The organism is Bradyrhizobium sp. PMVTL-01, from assembly GCF_051861855.1.
GTDB lineage: Bacteria > Pseudomonadota > Alphaproteobacteria > Rhizobiales > Xanthobacteraceae > Bradyrhizobium.
In genome coordinates this window covers 4,415,557-4,440,422 of the sequence record NZ_CP193982.1, presented here as the reverse complement: position 1 = coordinate 4,440,422, position 24,866 = coordinate 4,415,557, and the positions used below count along the sequence as shown (strand labels likewise).

Annotated in this window: 25 protein-coding genes; 10 read left to right on the top strand and 15 right to left on the bottom strand. The window is 64.9% G+C overall.

Annotated elements, in window-relative coordinates:
* The 3 genes from ACRQ5Q_RS21405 to ACRQ5Q_RS21395 all read left to right on the top strand — a co-directional run bounded on the left by ACRQ5Q_RS21405 (position 1) and on the right by ACRQ5Q_RS21395 (position 2,381).
* Positions 1-795, top strand: a complete 795-nt coding sequence (locus ACRQ5Q_RS21405) for a transporter substrate-binding domain-containing protein (protein ID WP_439368107.1) — start codon at positions 1-3, stop codon at positions 793-795.
* Positions 796-1,022: 227 nt separating this feature from the next.
* Positions 1,023-1,847: a DUF2147 domain-containing protein gene (locus ACRQ5Q_RS21400; RefSeq protein ID WP_439392239.1), complete on the top strand. Its 825-nt coding sequence runs from the start codon at positions 1,023-1,025 to the stop codon at positions 1,845-1,847.
* Positions 1,848-2,024: 177 nt separating this feature from the next.
* Positions 2,025-2,381, top strand: a complete 357-nt coding sequence (locus ACRQ5Q_RS21395; protein WP_439368110.1) for a hypothetical protein — start codon at positions 2,025-2,027, stop codon at positions 2,379-2,381.
* A gap of 65 nt (positions 2,382-2,446) precedes the next feature.
* On the opposite strand, the gene ACRQ5Q_RS21390 is transcribed toward ACRQ5Q_RS21395, so the two are convergent.
* Positions 2,447-2,851, bottom strand: coding sequence for a (R)-mandelonitrile lyase (locus ACRQ5Q_RS21390; protein ID WP_439368111.1), 405 nt, complete (start codon positions 2,849-2,851; stop codon positions 2,447-2,449).
* A 23-nt stretch (positions 2,852-2,874) separates the two neighbouring features.
* A complete protein-coding gene (locus tag ACRQ5Q_RS21385; protein ID WP_439368112.1) occupies positions 2,875-3,573 on the bottom strand; it encodes a ribonuclease activity regulator RraA in 699 nt (232 codons plus the stop codon).
* Positions 3,574-3,832: 259 nt separating this feature from the next.
* Here ACRQ5Q_RS21385 and pxpB point away from each other — a divergent pair, with 259 nt between their 5' ends.
* From pxpB to ACRQ5Q_RS21370, 3 genes are read left to right on the top strand one after another with little or no spacing between them, the layout of a single operon-like run.
* The gene (gene pxpB / locus ACRQ5Q_RS21380; protein WP_439392238.1) at positions 3,833-4,564 is read left to right on the top strand and encodes a 5-oxoprolinase subunit PxpB; all 732 of its coding nucleotides are present in this window, start codon (positions 3,833-3,835) and stop codon (positions 4,562-4,564) included.
* Positions 4,561-5,598, top strand: a complete 1,038-nt coding sequence (locus ACRQ5Q_RS21375) for a biotin-dependent carboxyltransferase family protein (protein WP_439392237.1) — start codon at positions 4,561-4,563, stop codon at positions 5,596-5,598. The genes pxpB and ACRQ5Q_RS21375 overlap by 4 nt, the downstream gene beginning before the upstream one ends.
* 30 nt (positions 5,599-5,628) lie before the next feature.
* The gene (locus ACRQ5Q_RS21370; protein ID WP_439392236.1) at positions 5,629-6,399 is read left to right on the top strand and encodes a LamB/YcsF family protein; all 771 of its coding nucleotides are present in this window, start codon (positions 5,629-5,631) and stop codon (positions 6,397-6,399) included.
* A 52-nt stretch (positions 6,400-6,451) separates the two neighbouring features.
* On the opposite strand, the gene ACRQ5Q_RS21365 is transcribed toward ACRQ5Q_RS21370, so the two are convergent.
* The 7 genes from ACRQ5Q_RS21365 to ACRQ5Q_RS21335 all read right to left on the bottom strand — a co-directional run bounded on the left by ACRQ5Q_RS21365 (position 6,452) and on the right by ACRQ5Q_RS21335 (position 13,671).
* On the bottom strand, positions 6,452-6,604 hold the full coding sequence (locus ACRQ5Q_RS21365; RefSeq protein WP_035666020.1) for a hypothetical protein: 153 nt from the start codon (positions 6,602-6,604) through the stop codon (positions 6,452-6,454).
* Between the two features lie 327 nt (positions 6,605-6,931).
* Positions 6,932-8,539 carry a sulfite reductase subunit alpha gene (locus tag ACRQ5Q_RS21360; protein ID WP_439392235.1) on the bottom strand — a complete coding sequence of 536 codons (1,608 nt, stop codon included), beginning with the start codon at positions 8,537-8,539 and terminating at the stop codon, positions 6,932-6,934.
* Positions 8,536-10,317: a NirA family protein gene (locus ACRQ5Q_RS21355; protein ID WP_439392234.1), complete on the bottom strand. Its 1,782-nt coding sequence runs from the start codon at positions 10,315-10,317 to the stop codon at positions 8,536-8,538. The genes ACRQ5Q_RS21360 and ACRQ5Q_RS21355 overlap by 4 nt, the downstream gene beginning before the upstream one ends.
* Positions 10,318-10,652: 335 nt before the next feature.
* The gene (locus ACRQ5Q_RS21350) at positions 10,653-11,816 is read right to left on the bottom strand and encodes a CmpA/NrtA family ABC transporter substrate-binding protein (RefSeq protein WP_439392233.1); all 1,164 of its coding nucleotides are present in this window, start codon (positions 11,814-11,816) and stop codon (positions 10,653-10,655) included.
* Positions 11,813-12,403 carry an ANTAR domain-containing response regulator gene (locus ACRQ5Q_RS21345; RefSeq protein WP_008564898.1) on the bottom strand — a complete coding sequence of 197 codons (591 nt, stop codon included), beginning with the start codon at positions 12,401-12,403 and terminating at the stop codon, positions 11,813-11,815. The genes ACRQ5Q_RS21350 and ACRQ5Q_RS21345 overlap by 4 nt, the downstream gene beginning before the upstream one ends.
* A gap of 208 nt (positions 12,404-12,611) precedes the next feature.
* On the bottom strand, positions 12,612-12,881 hold the full coding sequence (locus ACRQ5Q_RS21340; RefSeq protein WP_439392232.1) for a hypothetical protein: 270 nt from the start codon (positions 12,879-12,881) through the stop codon (positions 12,612-12,614).
* 217 nt (positions 12,882-13,098) lie between these two features.
* A complete protein-coding gene (locus ACRQ5Q_RS21335; protein ID WP_439368123.1) occupies positions 13,099-13,671 on the bottom strand; it encodes a nucleoside deaminase in 573 nt (190 codons plus the stop codon).
* A gap of 608 nt (positions 13,672-14,279) precedes the next feature.
* Between ACRQ5Q_RS21335 and rimO the strand changes: the two genes are divergently transcribed.
* Positions 14,280-15,599 (top strand): 30S ribosomal protein S12 methylthiotransferase RimO, encoded by a 1,320-nt coding sequence (rimO, locus tag ACRQ5Q_RS21330; RefSeq protein WP_439392231.1) that lies wholly within the window; start codon positions 14,280-14,282, stop codon positions 15,597-15,599.
* A gap of 124 nt (positions 15,600-15,723) precedes the next feature.
* Here the strand turns inward: rimO and ACRQ5Q_RS21325 are convergent, their stop codons facing one another.
* On the bottom strand, positions 15,724-16,671 hold the full coding sequence (locus ACRQ5Q_RS21325; RefSeq protein WP_439392230.1) for a hypothetical protein: 948 nt from the start codon (positions 16,669-16,671) through the stop codon (positions 15,724-15,726).
* Between the two features lie 561 nt (positions 16,672-17,232).
* Here ACRQ5Q_RS21325 and ACRQ5Q_RS21320 point away from each other — a divergent pair.
* A complete protein-coding gene (locus tag ACRQ5Q_RS21320) occupies positions 17,233-18,429 on the top strand; it encodes an acetylornithine transaminase (RefSeq protein ID WP_439392229.1) in 1,197 nt (398 codons plus the stop codon).
* Positions 18,430-18,520: 91 nt separating this feature from the next.
* On the opposite strand, the gene ACRQ5Q_RS21315 is transcribed toward ACRQ5Q_RS21320, so the two are convergent.
* The 3 genes from ACRQ5Q_RS21315 to pcsA all read right to left on the bottom strand — a co-directional run bounded on the left by ACRQ5Q_RS21315 (position 18,521) and on the right by pcsA (position 21,070).
* Positions 18,521-19,495 carry a quinone oxidoreductase family protein gene (locus tag ACRQ5Q_RS21315; RefSeq protein ID WP_439368130.1) on the bottom strand — a complete coding sequence of 325 codons (975 nt, stop codon included), beginning with the start codon at positions 19,493-19,495 and terminating at the stop codon, positions 18,521-18,523.
* A gap of 76 nt (positions 19,496-19,571) precedes the next feature.
* The gene (locus ACRQ5Q_RS21310) at positions 19,572-20,306 is read right to left on the bottom strand and encodes a TerC family protein (protein WP_439392228.1); all 735 of its coding nucleotides are present in this window, start codon (positions 20,304-20,306) and stop codon (positions 19,572-19,574) included.
* On the bottom strand, positions 20,303-21,070 hold the full coding sequence (gene pcsA, locus ACRQ5Q_RS21305; protein ID WP_439368133.1) for a phosphatidylcholine synthase: 768 nt from the start codon (positions 21,068-21,070) through the stop codon (positions 20,303-20,305). Before pcsA ends, ACRQ5Q_RS21310 begins: the two co-directional genes overlap by 4 nt.
* Positions 21,071-21,157: 87 nt before the next feature.
* Between pcsA and ACRQ5Q_RS21300 the strand changes: the two genes are divergently transcribed.
* Positions 21,158-22,342 carry a UbiH/UbiF family hydroxylase gene (locus ACRQ5Q_RS21300; protein WP_439392227.1) on the top strand — a complete coding sequence of 395 codons (1,185 nt, stop codon included), beginning with the start codon at positions 21,158-21,160 and terminating at the stop codon, positions 22,340-22,342.
* A 19-nt stretch (positions 22,343-22,361) separates the two neighbouring features.
* Here ACRQ5Q_RS21300 and ACRQ5Q_RS21295 read toward each other — a convergent pair whose 3' ends face one another.
* Positions 22,362-23,315, bottom strand: coding sequence for an AEC family transporter (locus ACRQ5Q_RS21295; RefSeq protein ID WP_439392226.1), 954 nt, complete (start codon positions 23,313-23,315; stop codon positions 22,362-22,364).
* A gap of 106 nt (positions 23,316-23,421) precedes the next feature.
* Between ACRQ5Q_RS21295 and hspQ the strand changes: the two genes are divergently transcribed.
* Positions 23,422-23,754, top strand: coding sequence for a heat shock protein HspQ (hspQ, locus tag ACRQ5Q_RS21290; RefSeq protein WP_126257599.1), 333 nt, complete (start codon positions 23,422-23,424; stop codon positions 23,752-23,754).
* Positions 23,755-23,831: 77 nt separating this feature from the next.
* On the opposite strand, the gene ACRQ5Q_RS21285 is transcribed toward hspQ, so the two are convergent.
* Complete coding sequence (locus tag ACRQ5Q_RS21285; protein ID WP_439368137.1) at positions 23,832-24,662, bottom strand: invasion associated locus B family protein; 831 nt, start codon at positions 24,660-24,662, stop codon at positions 23,832-23,834.
* Positions 24,663-24,866: the final 204 nt, after the last annotated feature.

Here is a 24,866-nt window from a genome sequence, read left to right as displayed (position 1 = left end):
ATGACCGTTCGAATATCCGTTCGAGTGTTGGCGGCTTTGGCGGTGGCGCTGCTGATGAACCTTTCGGCCCACGCCCAGCAGGCCGCGCCCTCGCGCCTCGACGAGATCATCAAGCGCGGCACGTTGCGCGTCGGCATGACCGGTGACTACAGGCCCTTCACCTATCTGGACAAGGCCACGCAGCAGTTCTCTGGCTTCGACGTCGACATGGCTGAGGCGCTCGGCAAGGCACTCGGCGTCAAAGTCGAATTCGTGCCGACGGCCTGGCCCAAGCTGATGAAGGATTTCGAGGCCGACCAGTTCGACATCGCCATGGGCGGCGTATCCGTGACGCTCGACCGGCAGAAGAAGGGTTTCTTCTCGATGCCGATCATGCGCGAGGGCAAGACGCCGATCGCGCGCTGCGCCGATGTCGGCAAGTACCAGACACTCCCCGACATCGACAAGAAGGGCACCCGCGTCATCGTCAATCCCGGCGGCACCAACGAACGCTTCGCGCGCGCCAACATCAAGGACGCCGAGATCACGGTCTTCCCCGACAACACCGTGATCTTCGACGAGATCGCCAAGGGCAATGCCGATCTGATGATGACGGACGCCTCCGAGACGCGCTATCAGCAGAAGCAGCATCAAGGCGTGCTCTGCGCGGTGCATCCGGACAAGCCGTTCGACTTCTCCGAGAAGGCCTACTGGCTCCAGCGCGACATGGCGCTCAAGGCATTCGTCGACCAGTGGCTGCACATTTCCATGGAAGACGGCAGCTACAAGAAGATCTACGCCGCCTGGTTCGACTAGAGCGTTTTCGCGCGTTGGATCTCGAGCCCCGTTCCGATTCCATCGGAACGGCGCCTGCGGCCTGGTCCTGCTGTCGCCTGCCTCTGCCAAACTTTGGACCGGCCCCAAGCCTATTGAACCCGGAACGTTGGGACGACGACTCATACCGAGACAGTGATCTAGATCACGTTTTGGAATGGAGCCGGCGCGTAAGCGTTGGTGCGGGGACATCTGTTCAGGAGATGGAAATGAGGAAGCTGTTGGCCACGGCCGCATTCCTTTTGTTGGCAAGCACCGCTGCTCAGGCGCAATACACCTTCGAGTATGGCGGGCGGACCATCCGCATCGATCCAGACCGCGGCACGGTGCAGATTCCCGGCGTGTACGACAACAGCGGCCAGGGCAAGGCCAAGAAGGCCACCAAGAAAAACGAGACGAGCCCGGGCCAGCAGGCGCCGCAGGAGGCCAAGGCCGATCCGCAGGCGCCGGCCGCGCCGGCGCCTCCACCTGCCGCTGCAGCAGCACCGCCCGCAGCCACGCAGGTTCCCGCGCCCGTCGTAGTGGCGCCACCCGCCGCGCCGCCGGCCGCGACCACCAATGCTGCGCCGGCCGCTACGGCTGTCGCGCCTCCCCCCGCACCGCCTCCGGTCCCGGCTCCCGTCGAGCAGCAGGCAGCCCCTGCGACGCCGCCCCCGCCGGCCGCCGTTGCTGTTGCACCGTCCGCGCCCCCGGCGCCGCCGCCGGCTCCGGCAGCCGCATCCACGCGCGATCTCAACTCGCCGCTCGGGGTCTGGCTCACCGAGGAAAAGGAAGGCAAGGTCCGCATCGAGCAGTGCGGCAGCAATCTCTGCGGCTATTCGGTCGACAGCAAGTCGAACCAGAACGGCGAGCAGGTTCTGATCAACATGAAGCCCGGCAAGGACCAGAAATGGTCCGGCCGCATTCTGGATCCCAACTCCGGCTCGACCTACGACTCCACGATCGCCATGAAGGGCACGGACAGGTTGCGCGTGCAGGGCTGCGCCTTCGGCGGCATGTTCTGCGGCGGCCAGACCTGGACGCGCGTGAACTGATTTCGGCTTCGACGCTCTGACCACAACGAGGGGCTCGTGATCCGGGCCCCTTTGCTTTTGCGCGTGCAGTCAGGATGTGTGCCAACTCACAGAGCCTGCCCCGGCGTGAGCCCCCTCACATCGCCGTTTCCGCGAGCCGTGCCACGTTCCCCGCATGGTCAACCACAGAGGCGTGCCATGGACGGCATTCGCAAAGGACTCTTCGCTATCCTTGTCGCCACCGCCTTCCCGCTGACACAGGCCGGTGCTGCGACAAGCACTTTCGACGGCACGTGGAACGTCCGTATCTCGTCATCAAGCGAGACCTGCGGCAACGGCGCGACCGTCGCGATCGGCATCAACAACGGTCAGATTGCATCGAGCAGTGCCGCCGTTTCGGCGTCGGGCCGCGTCGCCGATGCCGGCAGCATCAATGTCACCTTGAGCACCGGCATCAAGCGTGCCGTCGGCTTCGGCCACCTCAGCGGCACGTCCGGCTCCGGTACCTGGCGCGGCGCGCTGTGCACGGGCACGTGGACGGCGGAGCGGATGTGAATTGCCGTGCCTCGGCTCGGCGACGCATCGCCTTCAGGCGATGCGCCGTGCCCGGGGCACGCGCGTCAGCCGACCGGCGCGCCGTACTCCGCGTCCGTCACGGGCTCCAGCCAGGTCGAGTAGACGCCGTCGAGCGCTTCCTGCATGGCGATGTGGCACATGCTGTTGTTTGGCGAGGCGCCGTGCCAGTGCACTTCACCCGGCGGAATCCAGACGGTATCGCCCGGACGGATCTCCTGCACCGGCCCGCCCTTGGTCTGGACGCGGCCGACGCCCGAAATCACGTAGAGCGTCTGGCCGAGCGGATGGTGGTGCCAGTTGGTGCGGGCGCCGGGCTCGAACGAGACGCGCGAGACGTTCAGCCGCGCCGGCGCGGGCGCCATGTTGATGGGGTCCTGCAGCACGGTGCCGGTGAAGTTTTCCTTCGGCGCGCGGCGGGTCGGCCGCGTGCCGGCGAGCGTGATGTCCATGGAGGTCCTCGTTTCCTTATCCGTTACTTCTTGCTGGCGGCGTAGCGCGCCTTGGTCTCGGCGTTCATGGGATAGAGGCCCGGCAGCACCGAGCCGTTGTTCACCTCGTTGACGATCCAGGCTTCCATGCGCTCCTGCTCGACGCCCTCGTTGAGCACGTGGTCGAGCATCGCCTGCGGGATCAGCACGCAGCCGTCCTGGTCGGCGACCACGATGTCGTTCGGGAAAACGGCAACGCCGCCGCAGCCGATCGGCTCGCCCCAGCCGACGAAGGTGAGGCCCGCGACCGACGGCGGGGCGGCGTAGCCGTCGCACCACACCGGCAGGTTGGTGCCGAGCACGCCCTCGACGTCACGCACCACGCCGTCGGTGACGAGCGCGGTGACGCCGCGCTTGACCATGCGCGCGCAGAGGATGTCGCCGAAGATGCCGGCATCGGTGATGCCCATGGCATCGACCACGGCGATGCAGCCCTCCGGCATCGCCTCGATCGCGGTGCGGGTCGAGATCGGCGAGGACCAGGATTCCGGGGTCGCCAGATCCTCGCGTGCCGGCACGAAGCGCAGCGTGAAGGCAGGTCCCACCAGGCGCGGCAGGCCCGGGCGCAGCGGACGCGCGCCGCGCATCCACACATTGCGCAGGCCCTTCTTCAGCAGGACCGTGGTGATGGTGGCAGTGGTGATGCCGGCGAGGGTCTTGCGGGCTTCGGGGGACAGCGACATGGACGAGAACGAGCTCCGGATAGGCGGGAAAGGAACGCGCGCATCTTGCGAGCCGCGAGCTTTGCGTCAAGAGCCAAAAGACCCACAAGGATGCAGGGCCGCAAGGCCGTTATGCGACGCGATAACAAGGCCTTATCGTTTGCCCCTGCATTAATTTATTGGACTTGTCGGCGCATTTACGCGAAGCAGGGACAAGCGGAGCTCAAAGTCGAGCCCGCGTTTCCCGAGAAGCCCGACTTCGACAGCGCTCTGACAGCTCATGGCCTCGACGCTTCCCCCGCCCCGCCTCCTGCCCAGTGGCGACAGTGCCGTCACGGTCGAGTTCAGTCGCACCATCGATGACGACGCCAACCAGCGCGTGCTGGCGCTCGACAAGGCGCTCGCAGCAAGTCCCATCGACGGCGTCACCGAAACTGTTCCGACCTATCGCTCGCTGCTCGTGCATTACGACCCCTGCCGGATCGGCTTCGACGCGCTCGGCGAGAAGATCCTCCCGATCGCCACCCGGCCGCTGCCGCCGGCCACCAAGGCGCGCCGCTGGCGCATTCCCGTAGCCTATGGCGGCGAGCACGGCATCGACCTCGAGGATGTCGCGAAGGCGCTGAACACGACGCCTGACGACATCGTCGCCCGTCATGCGGGCGGCGACTACAAGGTCGCCATGATCGGCTTCACGCCGGGCTGGTCGTATCTCAGCGGGCTCGACAAGTCCCTGCACATGTCGCGCCGGCAGTCGCCGCGGCTGCTGACGCCGGCCGGCACGATCTCGATCGGTGGTATCCAGGCCGGCATCCAGTGCCTGGCCGCCCCGAGCGGCTGGCACCTGCTCGGCCGCACGCCGGTCAGGACCTATCAGCTCCACCGCAATCCGACCTTCCTCACCGAACCCGGCGATCGCGTGACGTTTTTCGCCATCGACCACAAAACGTTCGAGGAGATGGACCGCGCGGCCGAGGCCGGCGAGATCGTCGCCGAGCAGGTGAATGCATGAGCCGGCTCGTCGTCGCCAGCATCGGCCCTGCCAGTTCCGTCCAGGACGGCGGGCGGCATGGCGCGCAGCGCTACGGCCTGACGGTCAGCGGTGCCATGGATCGGCTGTCGCTGGCAGCGGCAAACACCCTCGTCGGTAACGAGCCGCTCGCGGCAGCCGTCGAGATCGGCCCATTCGGCGCGACCTTCACCGCGTGTGACGGCGCCGTGCGCCTCGCCATTGCGGGCGCGCCGCGCAACGCCGACGTCGCCGGGCGCCCGGTCGCGATGGACACGTCGGTGACGCTGAAGGACGGCGAGACGCTGACGCTGGGCTTTGCCCGTGGCGGCGCGTTCACGTATCTGGCGATCGAAGGCGGGATCAAAGGCGAGCCGGTGTTCGGCAGCCTTGCGGTCAACGCCCGGGCCGGCCTCGGCAGCCCCTACCCGCGTCCGCTCCAGGCCGGCGACGAGTTCAGCGTCGATGCCGCGAGCGGTGCACCGGAGCTGCGGATCGAGCTACCGAAGCCTGCGACAGGTCCGATCCGCGTGCTGCTCGGGCCGCAGGACGACGAGTTCGACGACGCCGACAAGGCGCTGTTCCTAGGGAGCGAGTGGAAGATCTCGGCGACGTCGGATCGCATGGGGTACCGGCTCGAAGGCCCCGCCATCAAGCACCTGCACGGCCACAACATCGTCTCCGACGGCACGGTCAACGGCAGCATCCAGGTGCCCGGCAACGGCGCGCCGATCGCGCTGATGATGGACCGCGGCACCTCCGGCGGCTATCCGAAGATCGCGACCGTGATCACGGCCGATGTCGGCCGCCTGGCGCAGACCTCGGCGGGGACCGCGTTCCGCTTCAAGCAGGTCAGCATGGCCGAGGCGCAGGACGAGGCGCGCAAGTTCGCCCAGCTGATCCGCAGCCTCCCGGACCGGCTGCGCTCGTCCGACACCGTCGAGCTCAACATCGAGGCGCTCAGCGATGCTAACGTTGCCGGCTACGCGGTGAGCGCGGTCGATGCCGGGACGTGGCAGGTCACGGCGGAACCGTAAACGGCAGCAAGACCAGAGGCGGAGAGCACCATGAAGACCATCGATCTCAATTGCGACCTCGGCGAAGGGTTTGGCGCGTGGGAGATGGGCAACGACGCTGCGATGATCGAGCTCGCAAGCTCGGTCAATGTCGCCTGCGGCTTCCATGCCGGCGACCCCGACATCATGCGCCGGACGGTTGAGCTTGCGAAGGCGCGCGGCGTCTCGGTCGGCGCGCATCCCGGCTATCGCGACCTGCACGGCTTCGGCCGCCATCCGATCGCAGGGCTCAAGGCTTCCGAGATCGAAAACCTCGTCGCCTACCAGATCGGCGCACTGCAGGCGATCGCGACCGCGGCCGGCCACAAGGTCACGCATGTGAAGGCGCATGGCGCGCTCTCCAACGTCGCCTGCGAAGACGACATGACGGCGAAGGCGATCGCCGCCGGCATCAAGGCCGTCGATCCCAGCCTGATCTTCGTCGTCCTCGCCAATTCGAAGCTGGTGAAAGCCGGCGAAGAAGCCAACCTGCCGATGGTGCACGAGGTGTTCGCCGATCGCGCCTATGAGGACGACGGCAACCTCGTCTCGCGCAAGAAGCCCGGCGCGGTGCTGCACGATGCGAAGTTGATCGCCGACCGCGTGGTGCGCATGGTGCAGGACGGCGCGGTGGTGTCGGTGACCGGCAAGGTCATCAAGATGCGCACGGACACGGTGTGCATCCACGGCGACACGCACGGCGCGGTCGAGATCGCGCGGACCTTGCGTCGGGCATTGAAGGAAGCCGGGATCGAGGTCGCGCCGTTCAAGCGCGGGGCGTGAGGCCTTCCGTCTTGAGGTTCCAGGTTCGGCTTCGCCGCCCCGGAACAACGATTTAGAACGGGTGCACCGATAGCGTGCCGAACACGATCGCTGCGATCACGGCAAAGGCGCTGTACAGCGCCAGATGATGGGCGCTCGCCCCGGTTCGACGCGAGAGCGAGCGCGCGTAGAAGTGCAGTCTGGCTTCCGCCGATAGTTCGCGCATGGTCGATCTCCAACGCCCCATTTGCGGGAGTATGAAGGATCAACCCTGGCGGGAGGCAAGATGCCGCCAGAAATAGCGATGCGCCTTCTCTGGAGCAGCCTCAGCACAGGCGCAAATTCTCCTCCGGGGCGGGGTTCCGAGAATGTTATTCGTTAGGATTCGAGCCAGTTGGAACCGGCGTGGATGACGGTGGGATGACAGCCGGACTCAAGTCATCCCGCCCAAACTGAAATAGCGAAAACAACCCCATGCACAGTACAAGCCGGACCAGACGAAAAGGCCCGGCGGTTGCGCCGCCGGGGCGATTTAGGCTGATCTACTCTCGCCTTAGTACACGTCAGCCTGGAAGCGGCCGGTCTTCTTGAGCTCGGCGACGAAACTCACGGCCTCATCGGTCGAACGCGCGCCGAACTGGGCGACGATGTCGACCAGCGCACGCTCGACGTCCTTGGCCATGCGCTTGGCATCGCCGCAGATGTAGAGATGCGCGCCTTCGGCGAGCCAGGTCCACAATTCGCGGCCGACCTCGCGCATGCGGTCCTGCACGTAAAACTTCTTCTCGCCGTCGCGCGACCAGGCCAGCGACAACCGCGTCAGTTGGCCCGAGGTCTTCATCGCATTGAGTTCTTCCTGGTAGAAGAAATCGCAATCGCTGCGCTGATGGCCGAAGAAAAGCCAGTTCCTGCCGGGCGCGCCGGTCGCCTTGCGGTCGAGCAGGAAGGCGCGGAACGGCGCGATGCCCGTGCCGGGGCCGATCATGATGATGGGCGTCTTCGGATCCTGCGGCAGGCCGAAATTGTGCGCCTTCTGCACATAGACCTTGAGCTTCTCGCCCTCCTTGATGCGCTCGCCGAGGAAGGTCGAGGCGACGCCGACGCGCTTGCGCTTGCCGATCACGTAGCGCACGGAATCGACCGTCAGCGAGAGCTTTCCCGGCGTCGCATTGTGCGAGGACGAGATTGAGTAGAGCCGCGGCTGCAGCGGCTCCAGCGCCTCGACGAAGGCCTCGGGATGCGGCCGCGTGCCGGAGAACTTCTGCAGCGCCGCCATCACGTCGAGGGTTGCGGCATCGCCATCGGGATCCTCGCCCTGCGCCAGCGCCCGCGCCTTCTCGCGTTGCGCGCCGCCGGTGATGAAGGAGATCAGCTCGAACAGCGAGTCCGGCGCGGGCGACAGCGAGACGTCGTCGATCAGCACCTCGCGCAGCGTCTTGCCGTTGACCTTGGTGGTGTGGGAGGCGCCGAGCAGCGCGATGATCTGGTCCACGAGACCGACGTCGTTGCGCGGGAACACGCCGAAGCTGTCACCAACCACGTAGTCGAGCTTGCTCGCGGAGAGATCGAACTCGATGTGATAGGTCTCCTTCTCCGACTTGCCCTTGTTGAGAAGACGGCGCGACAGGAAGGTCGCTTCGGTCGGATTGTCGCGCGATCGGCCGGGCTCGGCGATGGTCACGGTCACGGCGGGCGCGGCCACCGGGTCCGTCTTCTCGGGTGCCTTCGCCGCGGGCGCCTTGTCGAGCTCCTCGTAGAGCGACTTCAGCATTCGCGCGGTTTCCTTGCCGCCGGGAACGCACAGATTGAGCCGCGCTTCGCTGCGGCTCGCGATCGCCTCCGAATAGTCGTGGCAATTGTAGCCGCACTGGCCGCAATCCTGTTGCGCCATCGCCGCCATCATCTTGCGACGCAGAGGCCGGCCCTCGGCGAGCTTCATCCGCTCGGCGATCGGCATGGTCTGGTCGTGCCACGGCGCTTCGCCGTCGTCACCGTCACCGGCCTGCATGACGGCGGCGCCCTGCTCCGCCGACAACGGCGTTGCGACGTCAGGCGAGAGCAGTCCGGCAAAGAAGCCGTTCAACCAGGAGCGCTGCGCCTCGGAGAACGGCGCGCTGGCGGGGATGATGTCGAGCTTCGGCGGAGGCGTGATCTGGTTCATGCGGACACCTGTGCATCGGCAAGCTTGCGCAGCGTTTCGCCGTCATGGCGGCGCGCAAAGGAGAGGAAGGTTTCGTCGGGCGATGAGCGATGGGCGAGATAGGCCTTGAGCAGCGCCTCGACCGTCTTCGGCGCATCCTCCGCCTTGAGGTCGTGATAGACCTCCTGCCCGACATCGGCGTCGGGGCCGAACCCGCCACCGGTGAAGAGATGATAGCCCTCGACCGTGTCCTCCTCGTTCACGGGCACGCGCGCGCCGATCAGTCCGATGTCGCTGATGTAGTGCTGCGCGCAGGAATGGTGGCAGCCGGTCAGATGGATGTTGACCGGCTTGTCCATGGCGACGCGCGGCTCGCACCAGTCGCCGATCTCGGCCGCGTTGCGCTTGGTATTGGACGCCGCGAAACGGCAGCCCGCATTGCCGGTGCATGCAATCAGGCCGGCCCGGATGTGCGAGGCCTCGACCGCGAGCCCGATCTGCTTGATCGCGGCAATGGCGAGCTCGACATTCTCGTCGCCCACGCCCGAGATCAAGAGGTTCTGCCAGACCGTCAGGCGGATCTCGCCGTCGCCGAAGTCGCGCGAAACCTTGGCAAGGCCGCGCATCTGATCGCAGCTGAGCTTGCCGAGCGTCAGCGACACGCCGATCCAGTTGAGACCGTCCTGCTTCTGCTCGTGCACGCCGATATGGGCCATGCGGTCCGCAGCCGGCCGCGGCGCGAACGCCTCTTCCGGCACGCGCGTGAACGGCGTCTTCAGCCGCTCCTCGACCAGCTTGAGGAAGCCATCATGGCCCATCGCGTCGAGCACGTATTTGAGCCGCGCCTTGTTGCGGTTGGTGCGGTCGCCATGGTCGATGAAGACGCGCACGATGGCATCCGCGACGGCGGTCGCCTGCTCCGGCTTGACGATGATGCCGGAATATTTCGCAAAGTCCTTGTGGCCGGTGATGCCGCCGAGGCCGAGCCGGAACCAGACCCCGGGCTCGACGCCGAACCCGTCCTTCACCTCATAGGCGGTGAAGGCGATGTCGTTGGTCTCTTCCAGCACCGCGATCTTGCCGGCGCCGTCGAAGGCGACGTTGAACTTGCGCGGCAGACCGTAGAGCGAGCGGTCGTTGAGGATGTGGTAGTGCCACTCGCGCGCATAGGGCCGCGTGTCGATGATTTCCTGCGGATCGATGCCGGCGGTCGGCGTTCCCGTCACATTGCGGATGTTGTCGGCGCCGGAGCCGCGCGAGCACAGGCCGAGCTCCTGGATGCCCTCGATCATTCTGATCGCGTATTTCGGCGGGATCTCGCGCAGCTGGAGATTGGCGCGGGTCGTTACGTGGCTGTAGGGACCGCAGAGCTCGCCGGCGAGATCGGCAAGGCCCGACAGCTGCCAGTGCTTCATGATGCCGTTCGGGATGCGCAGGCGGCACATGTAGGAGTCCTGCGTCGGCGCGACGTAGAAGACACCGTAATAGCGCCAGCGGAAATTGTCCGCGGGGCTCGGCGGAGCGTTGTCGAGCGCCTGCTGGCGCAGGCGCGGATAGGCATCGAAGGGATGCTCGTCGCGCTTGAACTTCTCCTGGTCGGCGAGCTTCTTGCCCGACGCGATCACCTTGTCCTGCGCCTTGATGTGCACGGCGTCGGGACCAACAGGCTCGGCATTCGCCTTGCCGCCGCCGCCAGCGAGGCCGCGACCGACCCGGCTGATCTGCAGGCCGGTCGTGAAGCCTTCGAGGTAGCGTTTCTGCTCGTCGGTAAAGTCGACTGAGACCGTATCGATTTTCATGGTCGGTAACGAAGCTCCTGCGGCCACCTCGGTGGCTTCGACGGAAATTGTGCGACCCGCGGGAAACTCGGCTGGCTTTGACGCCTGCTTCGCAACCCGACGGTCCAATCAGCTTCGTTGCTGTGGGACTTGGCTCAGCAGGCACCAATGACAAGCTGGCCGCAGTGCAACATACAAGTTGCGTGCCAGCTCGCTCGGAAAAGAAATTCTTGATGTTTCAACGAGGTACGGCGGCCCCCGGAAAATGCCGGCCCCGGAACTCACACGGAATTCGAGCACTCGGCTCAAAATTTAGCCGCTCGCCCCGTTCGCCTGAAAACAATGCAGCAGACGAATCAGGCCTTCCAGCGACCGACCTCGAACGCCTCGAGGTGCCCCCGGATATTGTCGGGATCGAAGACGGGGCCGGCGAATGCGCCGAAGGGTGCGGGCGCCTCGGAGGGCGGCTTGTGGCCAATGGCGGCATCGTAGAGGTCCGGCCTGAACACGGCCATGGCCGTCTTGACGCCGTCAGGCGTCAGCGCCGTCTGCCCCCAGCGCACCATCTGGGCGTAGAGCCAGGCGGCCTGGACCGGATCGGGGCGCCCTGCCCCTTCACGGCCAACGAGGAGATAGCGGCCACTTTCGCGGAGCGTGCCATCGGGCGAGATCTTCAGGCGTCCCGTGAGGGTACGCTGGATCACCTCGGCATCGACGTCGATCCGCTCCGGCTGCGCCAGGATACGAGCCGCCTCGGTGAGGTTTGCCGGCTGCTCGATGAACTCGGCGGCCTTCACCGCCGCGCGCACCAAGCTAGCAACCACATCCTGATTCTTGTCGGCCCAGACCTGACGGACCGCCAGCACCTTTTCGGCAGCGCGCACGAGGATGTCGGAGACGAAATGCAGGATATGGCCGACGCCGAGATCGACCGCGACCGAATTCCAGGGTGCGCCGACACAGAACGCATCGACATGGCCGCTCTTGAGGCTATCGACCATATAGGGCGGCGGCAACACCACCAGGCGCACGTCCTCGTCGGGATCGACGCCGGCCGCCGCCATCCAGAACCGCAGCTGGTAGTTGTGGGTCGAGAACGGGAAGGTCATGCCGAAGGTCAAAGGTTCTGCACCTGCCTTGCGGCGCTTGGCGACCACCCTCGCCAGCGCTTTCGCGGTGACAAGCGGATCGAAGCGATCGCCGTCGATCTCCTCCATCAGCGCCGCATGCAGCGCCGGGGACACCGTGATGGCATTGCCATTGATGCCGAGATTGAAAGGCGCGGCGATCGGCACCTTGACGTGGCCGAGCCCGAGCGAGGACGCGATCGCGACGGGCGCCAGCAGATGTGCCGCATCGAACAGGCCGATATTGAGCTTGTCGCGCACGTTGGACCAGGACACCTCGCGCACCAGCTCGACGTCGAGCCCTTCGGCGGCGGTGAATCCCTTGTCGACGGCGACGATCAGGGCTGCGGCATCGACCAGCGGGATGAACCCGATGCGAAGCGGTCCAGTCATTTCAGCATCTCCGATGCGGTGATGATCGACTGGGCGATCTCGCCGATTTTCTTCTTCTCGCGCATCGCAGTCGAGCGAAGCAGCACATAGGCCTCGTCCTCGGTGAGGCCCTTCACCTTCATCAGGATGCCCTTGGCGCGCTCGATGATCTTGCGGTCCTCGAGCTGCGACTTGGTGCGCTCGAGTTCCTCCTGGAGCTTCGCGAAGGCATTGAAACGGGACACGCAGAGGTCGAGGATCGGCTTGATGCGCTCCTTCTTCAGCCCGTCGACGATGTAAGCCGACACCCCCGCCTCGACCGAGGCCTGGATCGAGGCTGAATCGCTCTGGTCCACGAACATCGCGATCGGCCGCTTCACGGCGCGGCTGACCTGGAACATTGCCTCCAGCACGTCGCGGCTGGGGTTTTCCAGATCGATCAGGATGATGTCGGGGTCCACCGCGTAAATACGGGCAAGCAGGCTCTGCATCTCGCGGATATGCACGACCTGGGTGAATCCGGCCTCCCGCAACCCCTCCTCGAGGATCGCAGCCCGGATCGGGCTCTCGTCGACAATCACGATTTTGGGCGACTGTTCTGCGCTCATGGCTCACTCACCGCAGGTGATTCATCCATAGCACGCCGGAGGGCCATGCAAAGGGTTGTAATTATGGGCAATTGGGACTAGCTCCGGCCGGTCGATCAGGCAGATCAGATATGGATCAGACGGCTGCGCCCAAGGTCAGCTTCGTGTCGCTCGGGTGCTCCTGAGGCAACGAATGTGAACTTTCGGAGATCAATTCACGCCCAGGCGTTCATGCATCATCGATGGCGTAGCGGATCAATTGATCGCAGGCTTCCTGGCTGACATCGTTTGTCGATGCCCCTAGGTCATCCAGGAAGTCGCGAGCGATGAACCCTTCAAGGAAGTAGGCGTAGCGCTTGCCCGACCGGAAGCTCGGATCGGTTGCGTAGGGGCTTCGCTGATCAGGAGCGCCTCGGCATCTCGGCTTCAAGGCTCCCACGTAAATAGTTTCGTCCACCGTCCAATTATGCCGGGACACGAGCAACTCTAGCAGAGTCATATTCCCTTCGATCCCAACCAGCAACTAGTGCCTTGGCGGTGCAAAGCGCAACCGCCGTCCGAAGGCGGTGTCATCTAGACCGTCAACTCATCGATTACGGCACGTACTCGTTAAGCCGCGATGTCGGTTTTGGGATGCGAAGGGGTACTCATGTGTTCGATCCCCGTCTTGCGGGTCGTGGGTCGTGACCCAGAGTAGCAACGGTCTCACACGCTCTTCAGTAGGGGTGCCGGTCCTTCTTGGCCATCCAGGCCTTGTATGCCTTCAGACCGGTTTCCCGCTCGAAGTTTTCGGCCACTTCGATCCGGCGTTGCGACCACGGCTTGGCGAAATCCTCATACTGAAAGGCATCGTCGAATCCGATCGCGCTCGTGTCCTTCAGGCTGGCGGCGAAGTAGACGCGGTCGATGCGCGACCAATAGATCGCGCTCATGCACATCGGGCATGGCGCGCCGTTGATGTAGATCTCGCACCCTTTCAACATGCGCGCGCGATGCTCCACCGGATCGGGCGAACCCGCTTCACGCGGAATCATCTCGAGGATCGTGCCGGCTCCATAGTCGGTGCCGAGCAGCGCCTTTGGGTTGAGACGTGCGGACGCGTCCATGATTGCCGTGACTTCAGCGTGAAAGACTGGAATGCCGGTGAGCAGCACGCGGTTCTGCCCGCGCCCGATAATCTCTCCGTCCTTGACGATCACGGCACCGAATGGACCACCCCACCCTTTCTCCACCGACTCGATGGCAAGCCGGCTCGCCTCCTCCATGAATTTCGGATTGCCGGCCGGCATTGCATTCGCGGCTCGCGTCGTAAATTTTCGCATGAATCAATCCTCCGCTTAACAGGCTTTCGGCCCAGCCGTGTAATTGACAGTTATTAAGGCCTTGCAACCCCAAGTTGTCAATATCGGAAACCTTCAATCCGTCCATACGCCCGCGCTGCTTCCCAAAGAAAGCCGCCCGAAGGCGGCTGTCATCTGGCCTTGTGCCCTTCACGGAATCCTCGCGCCAACGATCATCTTGTCGAGAAGTGGCACGGCGGCCAGCACCGCCGTCTCGTTGAGGCCGGAGACCGCTAGCCGCACGACGTAGGAATTCAGCCCGTACCGGAAACATCGCGCCGCAGGTAGCGGTAACGAAAGCCAGGCCGAAGATGAAGCGGCGCATCGCAGTTCAGCTCCCTCAGATCAAGCACGAAACAGAATAACAACTAAAACGTGCGTGCCGGCGCAATTCCTCTCGGTTCCTCAGCTCGCTCGATCGGAACCAGCTCCCCACATCAGGGCTCTAATCCTCCAATGGCCGCCATGACGCATACGTTAGTTGTTGAATTTTTTCATGGGTTCAATTACTTGGGCCGCAAATCCTGACAATTCAGATGCAGACTCCAGGCGATTACATGGACAGAGCGCCGCGCATATCTTTCACGTCACTCGGGTGTCCCAAGGCATTGGTGGATTCGGAGCGCATCATCACGCGCCTGCGCGCGGAAGGTTACGAGCTCGCCCGCAAGCATGACGGGGCCGACATCGTCATCGTCAACACCTGCGGCTTCCTCGACAGCGCCAAGCAGGAATCGCTGTCGGCGATCGGCGAGGCCATGGCCGAGAACGGCAAGGTGATCGTCACCGGCTGCATGGGCGCTGAACCCGAACAGATCGAGCAGGCCTATCCCGGCGTGCTGTCCATCACCGGGCCGCAGCAATATGAGAGCGTGCTCGACGCCGTGCACCGCGCGCTGCCGCCGGCGCACAATCCGCATCTCGACCTGGTGCCGCCGCAGGGCATCAAGCTGACTCCGCGTCACTACGCCTATTTGAAGATCTCCGAGGGCTGCAACAACCGCTGCACCTTCTGCATCATCCCAAAACTGCGCGGCGACCTCGTCTCGCGCCCGGCCGACGACGTGCTGCGCGAGGCCGAGCGCCTGGTCGGCGCCGGCGTCAAGGAGCTCCTGGTGATCTCGCAGGACACCTCGGCCTATGGCGTCGATCTGAAATATGCAGAGAGCCCGTGGAAGGATCGCCAGGTCCGCGCCAAATTCCTCGACCTCGCGCGCGAGCTCGGCGAGCTCGGCGCCTGGGTCCGGCTGCAATATGTCTACCCCTACCCGCATGTCGACGAGGTCATCGCGCTGATGAACGAGGGCAAGGTGCTGCCCTATCTCGACATCCCGTTCCAGCATGCGAGCCCCGAAGTGCTGAAGGCGATGAAGCGTCCGGCGGCGCAGGACAAGACGCTGGCGCGGATCAAGCGCTGGCGCCAGGAATGCCCCGATCTCGCTTTGCGCTCGACCTTCATCGTCGGCTTCCCCGGCGAGACCGATGCCGATTTCGCCTACCTGCTCGACTGGCTCGACGAGGCCGAGATCGACCGCGTCGGCTGCTTCAAATATGAGCCGGTCGCCGGCGCCACCTCGAACGCGATCGCAAATCCCGTCCCCGAAGAGGTCAAGCAGGAGCGCTTCAATGCGCTGATGGCCCGCCAGCAGAAGATCTCGGCACGCCGGCTTAAGCGCAAGGTCGGCACGCGCCAGCAGATCATCATCGACGAGGTCGGCCCGACGGTGGCCAAGGGCCGCTCCAAGGCCGATGCTCCGGAGATCGACGGCGCGGTCTATCTGTCCAGCCGCCGCCCGTTGCGTGTCGGCGAGATCGTCACCGCGAAGATCGAGCGCGCCGACGCATACGATCTGCACGGCAGCGTCGCGGGGTTTTGAGGGCGCTCCGTCATTGCGAGCGCAGCGATGATAGCTCCGAAGGTGCTTTTCCGCGAAGTCAAGATGGCACGACAGCGGAAGATTTCGGCGCCGGCTGGGCGGCAGCGTCGCGGGATTCCGAGCTTCAGGATGCCGCCAGCCATTTCGGCACCCAGCGCTCAGGGCGTGGGGCGCGGGTGAGATCGGCCTTCGCCTCGGACAGCTTCGCCGGTTCGCCGTCGATGGTCGGGCGCAGATCGTACTCGAAGCTCGGCATGATGCGGCCGTCGGCATAGAGTCCGAAATTCATCACGTACCAGAGGCCAAGCTCGGGCTGCGCGCGGCGCATCTCCTCGCGCAGATCGCGCAGCAGGGATTCGATCGAGCCTGCTTCCTCGAACGGCTGCGGTCCGCGCGTCAGCACGCGGGCCTGGTATTGGCTACCTACGATCGCGATCTCGAAACGCGTCTTGTCCCAGGGGTTCTTGCCCTTGGGCAGATGGGCGGCAAGCCGCCAGCCGAGTTCGGCCATCAGGCGATGGTTGGCCCAATAGTCCTCGCGATCCCGGCTCCATTTCTCCACGAAGCCGCGGAAGTCGGGCAGCTCCGATGCGCCGTCGTCAGGCGCAGCCGGCCCGCCGGCCGGCCGTTCCGCGAGCCATTGCGCGAGCTCGACTGTCTGGCACTCGACCTCCTCATGCGGCTTGAGATCGCTCCAGGCCTTGTCGAATTGCTGCGAAGTCAGCTTGGCGAGCATCCCGTCGAGGTTCGGTGCGAGCAGCTCGTAGTGGCCCTCCGACCCCAGTCCGACGATCGGCGGGTTGTCGCGGTCGAGACCGGCGCCATACCAGCCACCGACGGCCGAGCCGTCGGGCAATCGCATGAACAGCGAGAACCTGTCGCGCAACGGGCTGCCGTCGACGATCGGCGCGGAATCGGAGAACTGGCCCTGCAGGGCGAAGCAGCCGACGCTGCCCCAAGGGCGCCCCTTGAGCCAGCCGGCAAAGTCGACCAGCAGCGGCGGCGCTTCTATGCCCGGCGGAAATGCGCCACGAATGCTATCGAGATCAATCGGGTAAGGGGTATCGGACAAGGCTGAAAACTATCTGGTTGGTCGCGTCTCCCTTGGTCTGAACCGCATCATGATCGGTTCGAACCAATTGGCGTCCGTTGATCACAAACGCGCTAGAGGCTCAATGGTTTCTGCGCGGCGATCGATGAAATACAATCACAAGGTTGGTATTCGGACCGGGCTGTGCATGATCGGCACATCGTTGATCCTGCCTTCGCTTCCCGCCGCGGCACAATCCCCATCACTTGCGCTGGCGCGGCAATGATGCCTCGGCAGCGACGCGGTCAGTGACGAGCAGCGCCTCGGCCGACCTCGCCGATGCACGCCGAGCGCGGCGTTTCGCGAAACGCCGGCTTGACAAGTGCGGCCGTTCGGCTGTAGGGACGCGCCCCATGATCAACTCTCGGACCCACCGCCGCGCAGCTTTCCGTCGTCGCACCCGCGACGATGATGGGTTGCGCCATGTCCGACGACGCCGCTGAAGCTACTTCATTCAGCATAGTTTTCGAGAAGGCCGCACCCGCAAAGTGCGGCCTTCTTGCTTTTTTGTCGCCTTTCCCACCGCCTCCAGAGGAGTTCGACATGACCGCCGCCACCCATCCGTACGACGCGCTGATGGACATCACCGCACGGCCCAAGGCCGTGTTCGTCCGCGGCGCGGGCTCCTATCTCTGGGATGACGGTCGCAAGCGCTACCTCGATTTCGTGCAGGGCTGGGCCGTCAACTGCCTCGGTCACTCCCCTCCTGCGATCGCCGACGCGCTCTCCGCGCAAGCCAAGCGGCTGCTGACCCCGAGCCCTGCCTTCTACAACGAGCCGAGCCTGAAGCTGGCGCAGGCACTGGTCGCAAACAGCGCGTTCGACCAGGTGTTCTTTGCCAACTCGGGTGCCGAAGCCAATGAGGGCGCGATCAAGCTCGCGCGCAAATATGGCAGCCTGCACAAGGGCGGCGCGTTCGAGATCATCTGCTTTGAAGGCGGCTTCCACGGCCGTACGCTCGCGACGATGTCGGCCTCGGGCAAGAAGGCGTTCGAGCCGCTGTTCGAGCCGAAAGTATCCGGCTTCAAGAAGGCGAAGCTGAACGACATCGCCTCGGTCGAGAAGCTGATCAACGCCAACACGATCGCCGTGATGCTCGAGCCGATCCAGGGTGAATCCGGCGTGTGGCCTGCGACCGATGCGTTCCTGAGGGAGTTGCGTGCGCTGACCGAGACACACGGCCTGCTGCTGATTTTCGACGAGATCCAGACCGGCATGGGCCGGACCGGAAAACTCTTCCACTATGAGCACGCCGGCGTCGCGCCCGATATCATGACGCTCGGCAAGGGCATCGGCGGCGGCGTGCCGCTCGCGGCGCTGCTGGCGACCGAACGTGCCTCCTGCTTCGCGCATGGCGACCAGGGCGGCACGTTCAACGGTAACCCGATCATGTGCGCGGCGGGCCTTGCGGTGCTGGAGGAAGTCTCCAAGCCCGATTTCCTGAAGTCGGTCGCGGAGACCGGCCTGTTGCTCGAAAGCGAGCTGCAGAAGGTCTCGGCCCGGCACGGCCTCGGCGGTGTGCGGGGACGCGGGCTGCTGCTGGCGCTCGATCTCAAGCTGCCGATCGCACCTGGCATCGTCGCGCAGGCGTTCGAGGCCGGCGTGCTGCTCAACGCCCCGCAGGTCGACACCCTGCGCTTCATGCCGGCGCTGAACGTCACGCGCGCGGAGATCGCCGAGATGATCGATTGTCTCGACGGCATCTTGACCAAGGCGGGAGCGGCGAGACGCGTTGCCTAGAGCGTCGTTGCGAGCAGCCCTTGCGACGAAGCACTCCAGACTGCCGCGGAAAGATTCTGGATTGCTTCGCTTCGCTCGCAATGACGAGACGCTACGGCTTCAAAATCGACGCACCCGTCGTCTTGCGGCTTTCGAGATCGATATGCGCTTTCGCGGCGTCCTTCAGCGCGTAGGCATGGTTGATCGGCACGTGCAGCTTGCCGTTGATGACCGCAGCGAACAGCGTGTCGGCGCCCTCCAGCAGCTCCTTGCGCGTGCCGATATAGTCGTTGAGCTTCGGCCGGGTCGCGAACAGCGAGCCGTGATTGTTCAGCTCGGCGATCGAGAACGGCGGCACCGGCCCCGAGGCATTGCCGAAGGAGACGAACATGCCGCGCGGCTTCAGGCAGGACAGCGAGCCCGGGAAGGTCGCCTTGCCGACGCCGTCATAGACGACGTCGCAACCCCCGTTGCGGCTGATCTGCTTGACGCGGGCGACGAAGTCCTCCTCGTTGTAGAGGATGACGTGGTCGCAGCCGTTGGCCTCCGCGAGCTCGGCCTTCTCGCGCGAGCCGACGGTACCGATGACGTGGGCGCCGAGCGCCCGCGCCCACTGACATGCGAGCAGGCCGATACCGCCGGCCGCGGCGTGGATCAGCACGCGGTGGTGCGGCTCGACCTTGAAGGTCTTGTGCAGGAGGTACCACACCGTCAGCCCCTTCAGCATCAGCACGGCGCCCTGCTCGTGGGTGATGTGATCGGGCAGCTTGACCAGCTTCTCCCAGGGCAGGTTGCGCTCGCCGGTATAGGCGCCGAGATTGTGGTAGTAGGCGACGCGGTCGCCGGGATGGAAATGCGTGACGCCCGGCCCGACCGCAACCACCTCGCCCGAGGCCTCGTTGCCGGCGATGAAGGGCAGCTCGGGCGCCTTGTAGAGACCGGTTCGGTAATAGACGTCGATGAAGTTGAGACCCACCGCGTGCTGGCGGATGCGCACCTCGCCGGGGCCGGGCGCCGGTACGTCGACGCTCTCATAGACCAGGGCTTCGGGGCCTCCGACCTTGTGCACACGGACGGCTTTGGTCATCGCCTGACCTCCTCTTCTCCAAGGCTGAGCGAAAGGCATCGCGCCCGCCTTGTCAACTCAACGCCGACGGGAAGGGCTAGGGCGACGGGTTGCGCGCCTTCCTGCGGTTGCGCTTGGCCAGCACGTTGAAGAATTCGACCGCCGCCGAGAACGCAATTGCGAAATAGATGTAGCCGCGCGGAATGTGGAATTTGAATCCATCCGCGACCAGCGCGACGCCGATCAGCACCAGGAAGGCCAGCGCCAGCATCTTCGTGGTCGGATGCTCGGCGACGAATCGCGACACCGGCCCGGACGAAATGTACATGATCAGGCAGGCGATCACGACGGCCGCGATCATGATCTCGATGTCCTGCGCCATGCCGATCGCGGTGATGATCGAATCCAGCGAAAACACGATGTCGATGATCACGATCTGGACGATCACCCAGAAGAAGGCGCTGCCGCCGGATCTCTCATCGCCCTCGTCGTCATCGGCCTCGACTTCGGCGTGGATCTCGTGGGTTGCCTTCGCGATCAGGAACAGGCCGCCGCCGATCAGGATCAGGTCGCGCCAGGAGAACTGATAACCTGCAAACGAGAACGCCGGCGCGGTCAGGCCGATCAGCCAGACCAGCACGCTGAGCAGGATGATGCGGAAGACCAGCGCCAGCGCCAGCCCGATCTGGCGGGCGCGGTTCGCCTGCTGCTGCGGGATGCGCGAGACGATCACCGACAGGAAGATGACGTTGTCGATGCCGAGCACGATCTCGAGCGAGGTCAGGGTCAGCAGCGCGGCCCACGCCTCGGGGCTGGTGATCAGATGCATCATGCGAAGGATCTTGCGAAGCGGATGAACGCGTCGCTGAAGCTGATCCAGAGCGCGATCGCACACAGCGCGGCGGTCACGCCGATACCGACGTGAAAATCCATCTCCAGCGTGTAGAGGGACAGCACCGCCCAGATCGCGATCAGCGACATCGTCAGCCAGCGCAGCCGCACGACCCGGACCGGATGCAGCACGTGGAACGGCACGAAGGTCAGCACCACCAGGGCGGCGACCAGCAGCGTGGACCACAGCGGCGGCCAGTGCAGCAGGAAAAGGTAGAACGCCGCCGCATTCCACAGCGCCGGGAAACCCCGGAAATGGTTGTCGTCGGCCTTCATGCGCAGATCGGCGAAATATAGTGCGCTGGTGACGATGATGGCGACGCCGAGCACGGGCGCCGCGACCGGCAGCAACAGCCCGCTCGCCACGATCGCGTAGGCCGGCACGAACACATAGGTGACGAAGTCGACTACGAGATCGAGCACGTCGCCCGACCAGTTCGGCTGCACGTTCTTGACGTCGAGCCGGCGCGCGATCGGACCGTCGATCGCGTCGATGATCAGCGCAACGCCCAGCCACTGAAACATCGCCGCCCAATGCTCGCGCACGGCCTCGAGCATCGCGAGCAGAGCGATCGCCGCACCGAAGGCGGTGAAGATATGCACCGAGAACGCCGCGGCGCGGATCGCGGGTGTCGGCTTCAGGGAATCCTCTCGGCTGTCCATGGCTTCTGCTATCAGAACGGGGCCGATTTGCACATAAGCCATTGCGGCGCCCGGTCGCACAATTCGCCATAAAATCAGGGAAATATAGGTGGACTTGAAATTGTCGCGGGGCGTGTCAAATGTCGTTCCATGACAGAGGCATCGACACATCTTGACGCGGCCGTGATCGGCGGTGGACCGGCCGGACTCGCAGCGGCGATCGCACTGGCGCAGGCGGGAGCACGGACCGCGCTCGTGGCACGGCGCCTGCCCTATGCCGACAATCGCACCACTGCGCTGCTGGGGGCCTCCGTCGACCTGTTGGAGAGCCTCGACGTCTGGCAACACTGCCGGGACAAAGCGGCCGCGCTGGAGGTCATGCGGCTCGTCGACGACACCGGGAGGCTGTTCCGGGCGCCCGAGGTCCGTTTCTCCTGTCACGAAATCGGGCTCGACGCCTTCGGCTACAACATCGACAACCGCTCGCTGATGCTGGCGCTGGAAGAGCGCGCAGCCGAGCTGCACGGGATCGTCCGCTTCGACGACGAGGCCGAAAGCGTCGTCATCGAAGCCGACGATGTCGCGGTCCGCACCACCTCCGCACAATTCCTCTCGGCCCGGCTCGTGGTCGGCGCCGACGGCCGGCATTCGCTGTGCCGGCAGGCCGCCGGCATCGCAGTGACGAGGCGCGAACTGGCGCAGACCGCTCTGACCTTCAACGTCGGCCACGCGCGGCCGCACCGCAACGTCTCGACCGAGTTCCACACGCCATACGGCCCCTGCGTGTTCGTGCCCCTGCCCGGCGGCCGCTCCAGCATCGTCTGGGTCTCTGCGCCTGCGGAAGCCGAGCGGCTGCGCGGCTTGAGTGACGAGGAGCTGTCCGCCGCGATCGAGAAGCAGTCGCATTCGATCCTCGGGCGCATGACGGTCGAACCCGGGCGTAACCTGTTTTCGCTGGCGATCGAGCGTCCAAGATCCTTCGGCCGCGACCGCATCGCGCTGGTCGGGGAAGCCGCCCATGTGGTCCCGCCGATCGGCGCCCAGGGCCTCAATCTCGGCCTGCGCGATGCCGCCGACATTGCGCGGCTTGCGGGCCAAGCGCTCGCGGGAGGCCAGGATCCCGGCGCGGATGACGTGCTCAAGCGCTACGATCGCGCCCGGCGGCCCGACATCCTGAGCCGGACCTTTGCGATCGACATCGCCAACCGCTCTTTGCTCAACGATTTCCTGCCGCTGCAGCCGGTCCGCTCGATCGGCATGCACCTGCTCGGCGCCATCGGCCCGCTCCGGCGTTTTGCCATGCGCGAGGGACTGACGCCGACCTGGCGAAGGTAGTTTTGGAAGGTAAGGGAGCTCACGGAAACGCCAGCCGTCCCGTCTGGATCGCCCACATCACGCCGGTGAGCGTGACCACCGACGCGAAGGTTCCGAGCAGCACCGCGACGGAGGCGGATTCGATCCAGGCTTCGTTCTGCCGGGCGATCACGAACACATTCAATGCCGGCGGCAGCGAGGCCATCAGCACGGCGGTCGCGGCCCATGGCTGCGCGAACGGGCCGAACGCCAGCATCAGGCAGAACGCTGCGAGCGGATGGATCAGGAGCTTCACCGCGATCACGCCGGGCACCTCCCACGGCACCCGGTCGAACGGGCGGAGCGCCACCGTCACGCCGAGCACGAACAGCGCCGTCGGCGCAGCCGCGTTCTGGAGGAAGGTGATGGCGCGGTCGAGCGCGACCGGCAGCTCGATATGGAGCGCGGCCACCGCCGCGCCGAAGCAGGCCGACATGATCAGCGGATTGAGCACGATCTGCTTCAGCACCACGCCGAAGGCATGCACGATCGAGGGATGATCGCGGTCGGAGAGCTCGATCAGGAGCGGCACGATCGTGAACAGGAAGATGCTGTCGCAGCAGAAGATCAGCGCGGTCGGCGCCGCGGCCTTGGTCCCGAGCACTGCGAGCGCCAGCCCTGGTCCCATGTAGCCGATATTGCCGTAGCCGCCGGAAAGACCGGCGAGCGTCGCCTCGCGCAATGTCAGGCGTCCCAGCACCTTGCCGACGACCAGCGCCAGCGTGAACGCGCCCACCGTCGACAGCGTGGTCGCGATCAGGAACGGCGGGTTGTTCAGCTCCGCAAACGGCGTCTTCGACATGATCGCGAACAGCAGCGCCGGCAGCGAGACGTAGAGCAGGAAGAAGTTCATCCAGGCGAGGCCCGATTCCGGCAGGGCCTTGACCTTGCCGCAGGCAAAACCAACGAAGATCAGACCGAAATAAGGTAGAGCCAGATTGAGGATATCGACCATTGATGAAGTATTTTCTGAGCACTTTGGGGCTATCCGCCCCTTACGCGGAGGTTAATTCCAGCTAAGGCCACTAGCATCGGCCACAATCCTGGTCTATCGACGGGGAATGATTAAAGCGAGGACCGCCAAATTCCAGATCGGACAGGTCGTCCGCCACCGGATCTTCTCGTTCCGGGGCGTGATCTTCGACATCGATCCGGAGTTCAACAACACCGAGGAGTGGTGGCTGTCGATCCCTGAGGAGGTGCGGCCCCACAAGGACCAGCCGTTCTACCACCTGCTCGCGGAGAACGCGGAGTCGGAATACGTCGCCTATGTCTCAGAGCAGAACCTGCTGCCGGATGATTCCGGCGAGCCGGTCCGGCATTCCCAGGTCGCCGAGATCTTCATCAAGAACAAGGATGGCGGCTACCGCCCGCGCAATCCGTCGCTGAACTGATCTTCGCCCGGACATGGCGGGCCGGCAAAAAAGGCGCTCGAATGAGCGCCTTTTTCATGTCCGGGATTGGGTCCCAGTTATTTCTGGGCAGTCGGAGGTGCGCCGGGCGCGCCGCCCTGCTGCTCGAGCTTCTTGCGCTGCTCGTCAGCCTTCTTCTGAAGCTCTTCCTGGAGCTTCTTCTGGGTTTCCTCGAACACCTTCGGATCGGTCGGCGGACCGTCATAGGCCTTCTGGAATTCGCCGGCGAGCGGCAGCGGCAGGGTCAGCGGCGCGCCGTTGGCGTTGATCGCCTGGACAACGAGATTCTGGCCCTTCTTCATGTTGTTGATGAGCTCGGGCGTGGCCTCGTAATCGGACATGCAGCCGTTCTGGAAGCAGATCACATACGGTTGCTGCAAGGGCGCGTTGCTGTCCACGATGATGCGGGTGCCGTGCACGAGCTGCATGCCGAGCGGCAGCGTCACGCGCAGGATCTTCTTCGGCTCGCCTTCCGGCTCGATGATCACGGCGGCGATCACCGGCTGGCCCGATTCGATGCGGCCGTCCTTGCCGGTGAAGCAGACCTGCTTGGCGTTGGCGTCCTGGCCCTTGAGGCAGAACTTGGTCCAGGGCGCGTAGATCAGCTGGATCTGCTGGTCGGCCGGCTGCGCCGCACCCTGCTGCGCCGGAGCGCCCTGCGCGGGAGCCTGCTGGGCCGGCTGCGCCTGGGCGGGCGCCGGAGCCTTGGGGGCAGCCTTCGGAGCTGCCGCCTTCGGGGCCGGAGCCGCCTTGGGCGCGGCGGGCGCACCGGGGGCCGGCGCCGGGGTCTGGGCTTCGGCAGCAAACGGAACGGCCAACGCCGTCGCCGTCAACAAGGCGAGAAGTCGCCCGCGCGGCCGGACGGACGCGGCCAAATAACGGAAATTCATTGCAGAAAACCCTTTCTGAACGGGAAGTGCCCGAACCGCTCCGAAGCACCGAACCAAGCCGCCTTGGGCGCGGCTCTCTCCCCGTCAATTGAGGCGGATAAGTGACGGGCTCGGCGCTCTTGCGCGATTGGGTGCCTTCTTAACGTGGCCGACGAAAAGATCAATGCCGACAAGCGCCTTTGACCACATCCGCAGCCGCGCCCG

Excerpts from the sequence above, each read along its gene's own strand:
- ACRQ5Q_RS21405 (WP_439368107.1), top strand. The coding sequence starts at position 1 with ATGACCGTTCGAATATCCGTTCGAGTGTTGGCGGCTTTGGCGGTGGCG.
- ACRQ5Q_RS21400 (WP_439392239.1), top strand. The coding sequence starts at position 1,023 with ATGAGGAAGCTGTTGGCCACGGCCGCATTCCTTTTGTTGGCAAGCACC.
- ACRQ5Q_RS21395 (WP_439368110.1), top strand. The coding sequence starts at position 2,025 with ATGGACGGCATTCGCAAAGGACTCTTCGCTATCCTTGTCGCCACCGCC.
- ACRQ5Q_RS21390 (WP_439368111.1), bottom strand. The coding sequence starts at position 2,851 with ATGGACATCACGCTCGCCGGCACGCGGCCGACCCGCCGCGCGCCGAAG.
- ACRQ5Q_RS21385 (WP_439368112.1), bottom strand. The coding sequence starts at position 3,573 with ATGTCGCTGTCCCCCGAAGCCCGCAAGACCCTCGCCGGCATCACCACT.
- pxpB (WP_439392238.1), top strand. The coding sequence starts at position 3,833 with ATGGCCTCGACGCTTCCCCCGCCCCGCCTCCTGCCCAGTGGCGACAGT.
- ACRQ5Q_RS21375 (WP_439392237.1), top strand. The coding sequence starts at position 4,561 with ATGAGCCGGCTCGTCGTCGCCAGCATCGGCCCTGCCAGTTCCGTCCAG.
- ACRQ5Q_RS21370 (WP_439392236.1), top strand. The coding sequence starts at position 5,629 with ATGAAGACCATCGATCTCAATTGCGACCTCGGCGAAGGGTTTGGCGCG.
- ACRQ5Q_RS21365 (WP_035666020.1), bottom strand. The coding sequence starts at position 6,604 with ATGCGCGAACTATCGGCGGAAGCCAGACTGCACTTCTACGCGCGCTCG.
- ACRQ5Q_RS21360 (WP_439392235.1), bottom strand. The coding sequence starts at position 8,539 with ATGAACCAGATCACGCCTCCGCCGAAGCTCGACATCATCCCCGCCAGC.
- ACRQ5Q_RS21355 (WP_439392234.1), bottom strand. The coding sequence starts at position 10,317 with ATGAAAATCGATACGGTCTCAGTCGACTTTACCGACGAGCAGAAACGC.
- ACRQ5Q_RS21350 (WP_439392233.1), bottom strand. The coding sequence starts at position 11,816 with ATGACTGGACCGCTTCGCATCGGGTTCATCCCGCTGGTCGATGCCGCA.
- ACRQ5Q_RS21345 (WP_008564898.1), bottom strand. The coding sequence starts at position 12,403 with ATGAGCGCAGAACAGTCGCCCAAAATCGTGATTGTCGACGAGAGCCCG.
- ACRQ5Q_RS21340 (WP_439392232.1), bottom strand. The coding sequence starts at position 12,881 with ATGACTCTGCTAGAGTTGCTCGTGTCCCGGCATAATTGGACGGTGGAC.
- ACRQ5Q_RS21335 (WP_439368123.1), bottom strand. The coding sequence starts at position 13,671 with ATGCCGGCCGGCAATCCGAAATTCATGGAGGAGGCGAGCCGGCTTGCC.
- rimO (WP_439392231.1), top strand. The coding sequence starts at position 14,280 with ATGGACAGAGCGCCGCGCATATCTTTCACGTCACTCGGGTGTCCCAAG.
- ACRQ5Q_RS21320 (WP_439392229.1), top strand. The coding sequence starts at position 17,233 with ATGACCGCCGCCACCCATCCGTACGACGCGCTGATGGACATCACCGCA.
- ACRQ5Q_RS21315 (WP_439368130.1), bottom strand. The coding sequence starts at position 19,495 with ATGACCAAAGCCGTCCGTGTGCACAAGGTCGGAGGCCCCGAAGCCCTG.
- ACRQ5Q_RS21310 (WP_439392228.1), bottom strand. The coding sequence starts at position 20,306 with ATGATGCATCTGATCACCAGCCCCGAGGCGTGGGCCGCGCTGCTGACC.
- pcsA (WP_439368133.1), bottom strand. The coding sequence starts at position 21,070 with ATGGCTTATGTGCAAATCGGCCCCGTTCTGATAGCAGAAGCCATGGAC.
- ACRQ5Q_RS21300 (WP_439392227.1), top strand. The coding sequence starts at position 21,158 with ATGACAGAGGCATCGACACATCTTGACGCGGCCGTGATCGGCGGTGGA.
- ACRQ5Q_RS21295 (WP_439392226.1), bottom strand. The coding sequence starts at position 23,315 with ATGGTCGATATCCTCAATCTGGCTCTACCTTATTTCGGTCTGATCTTC.
- hspQ (WP_126257599.1), top strand. The coding sequence starts at position 23,422 with ATGATTAAAGCGAGGACCGCCAAATTCCAGATCGGACAGGTCGTCCGC.
- ACRQ5Q_RS21285 (WP_439368137.1), bottom strand. The coding sequence starts at position 24,662 with ATGAATTTCCGTTATTTGGCCGCGTCCGTCCGGCCGCGCGGGCGACTT.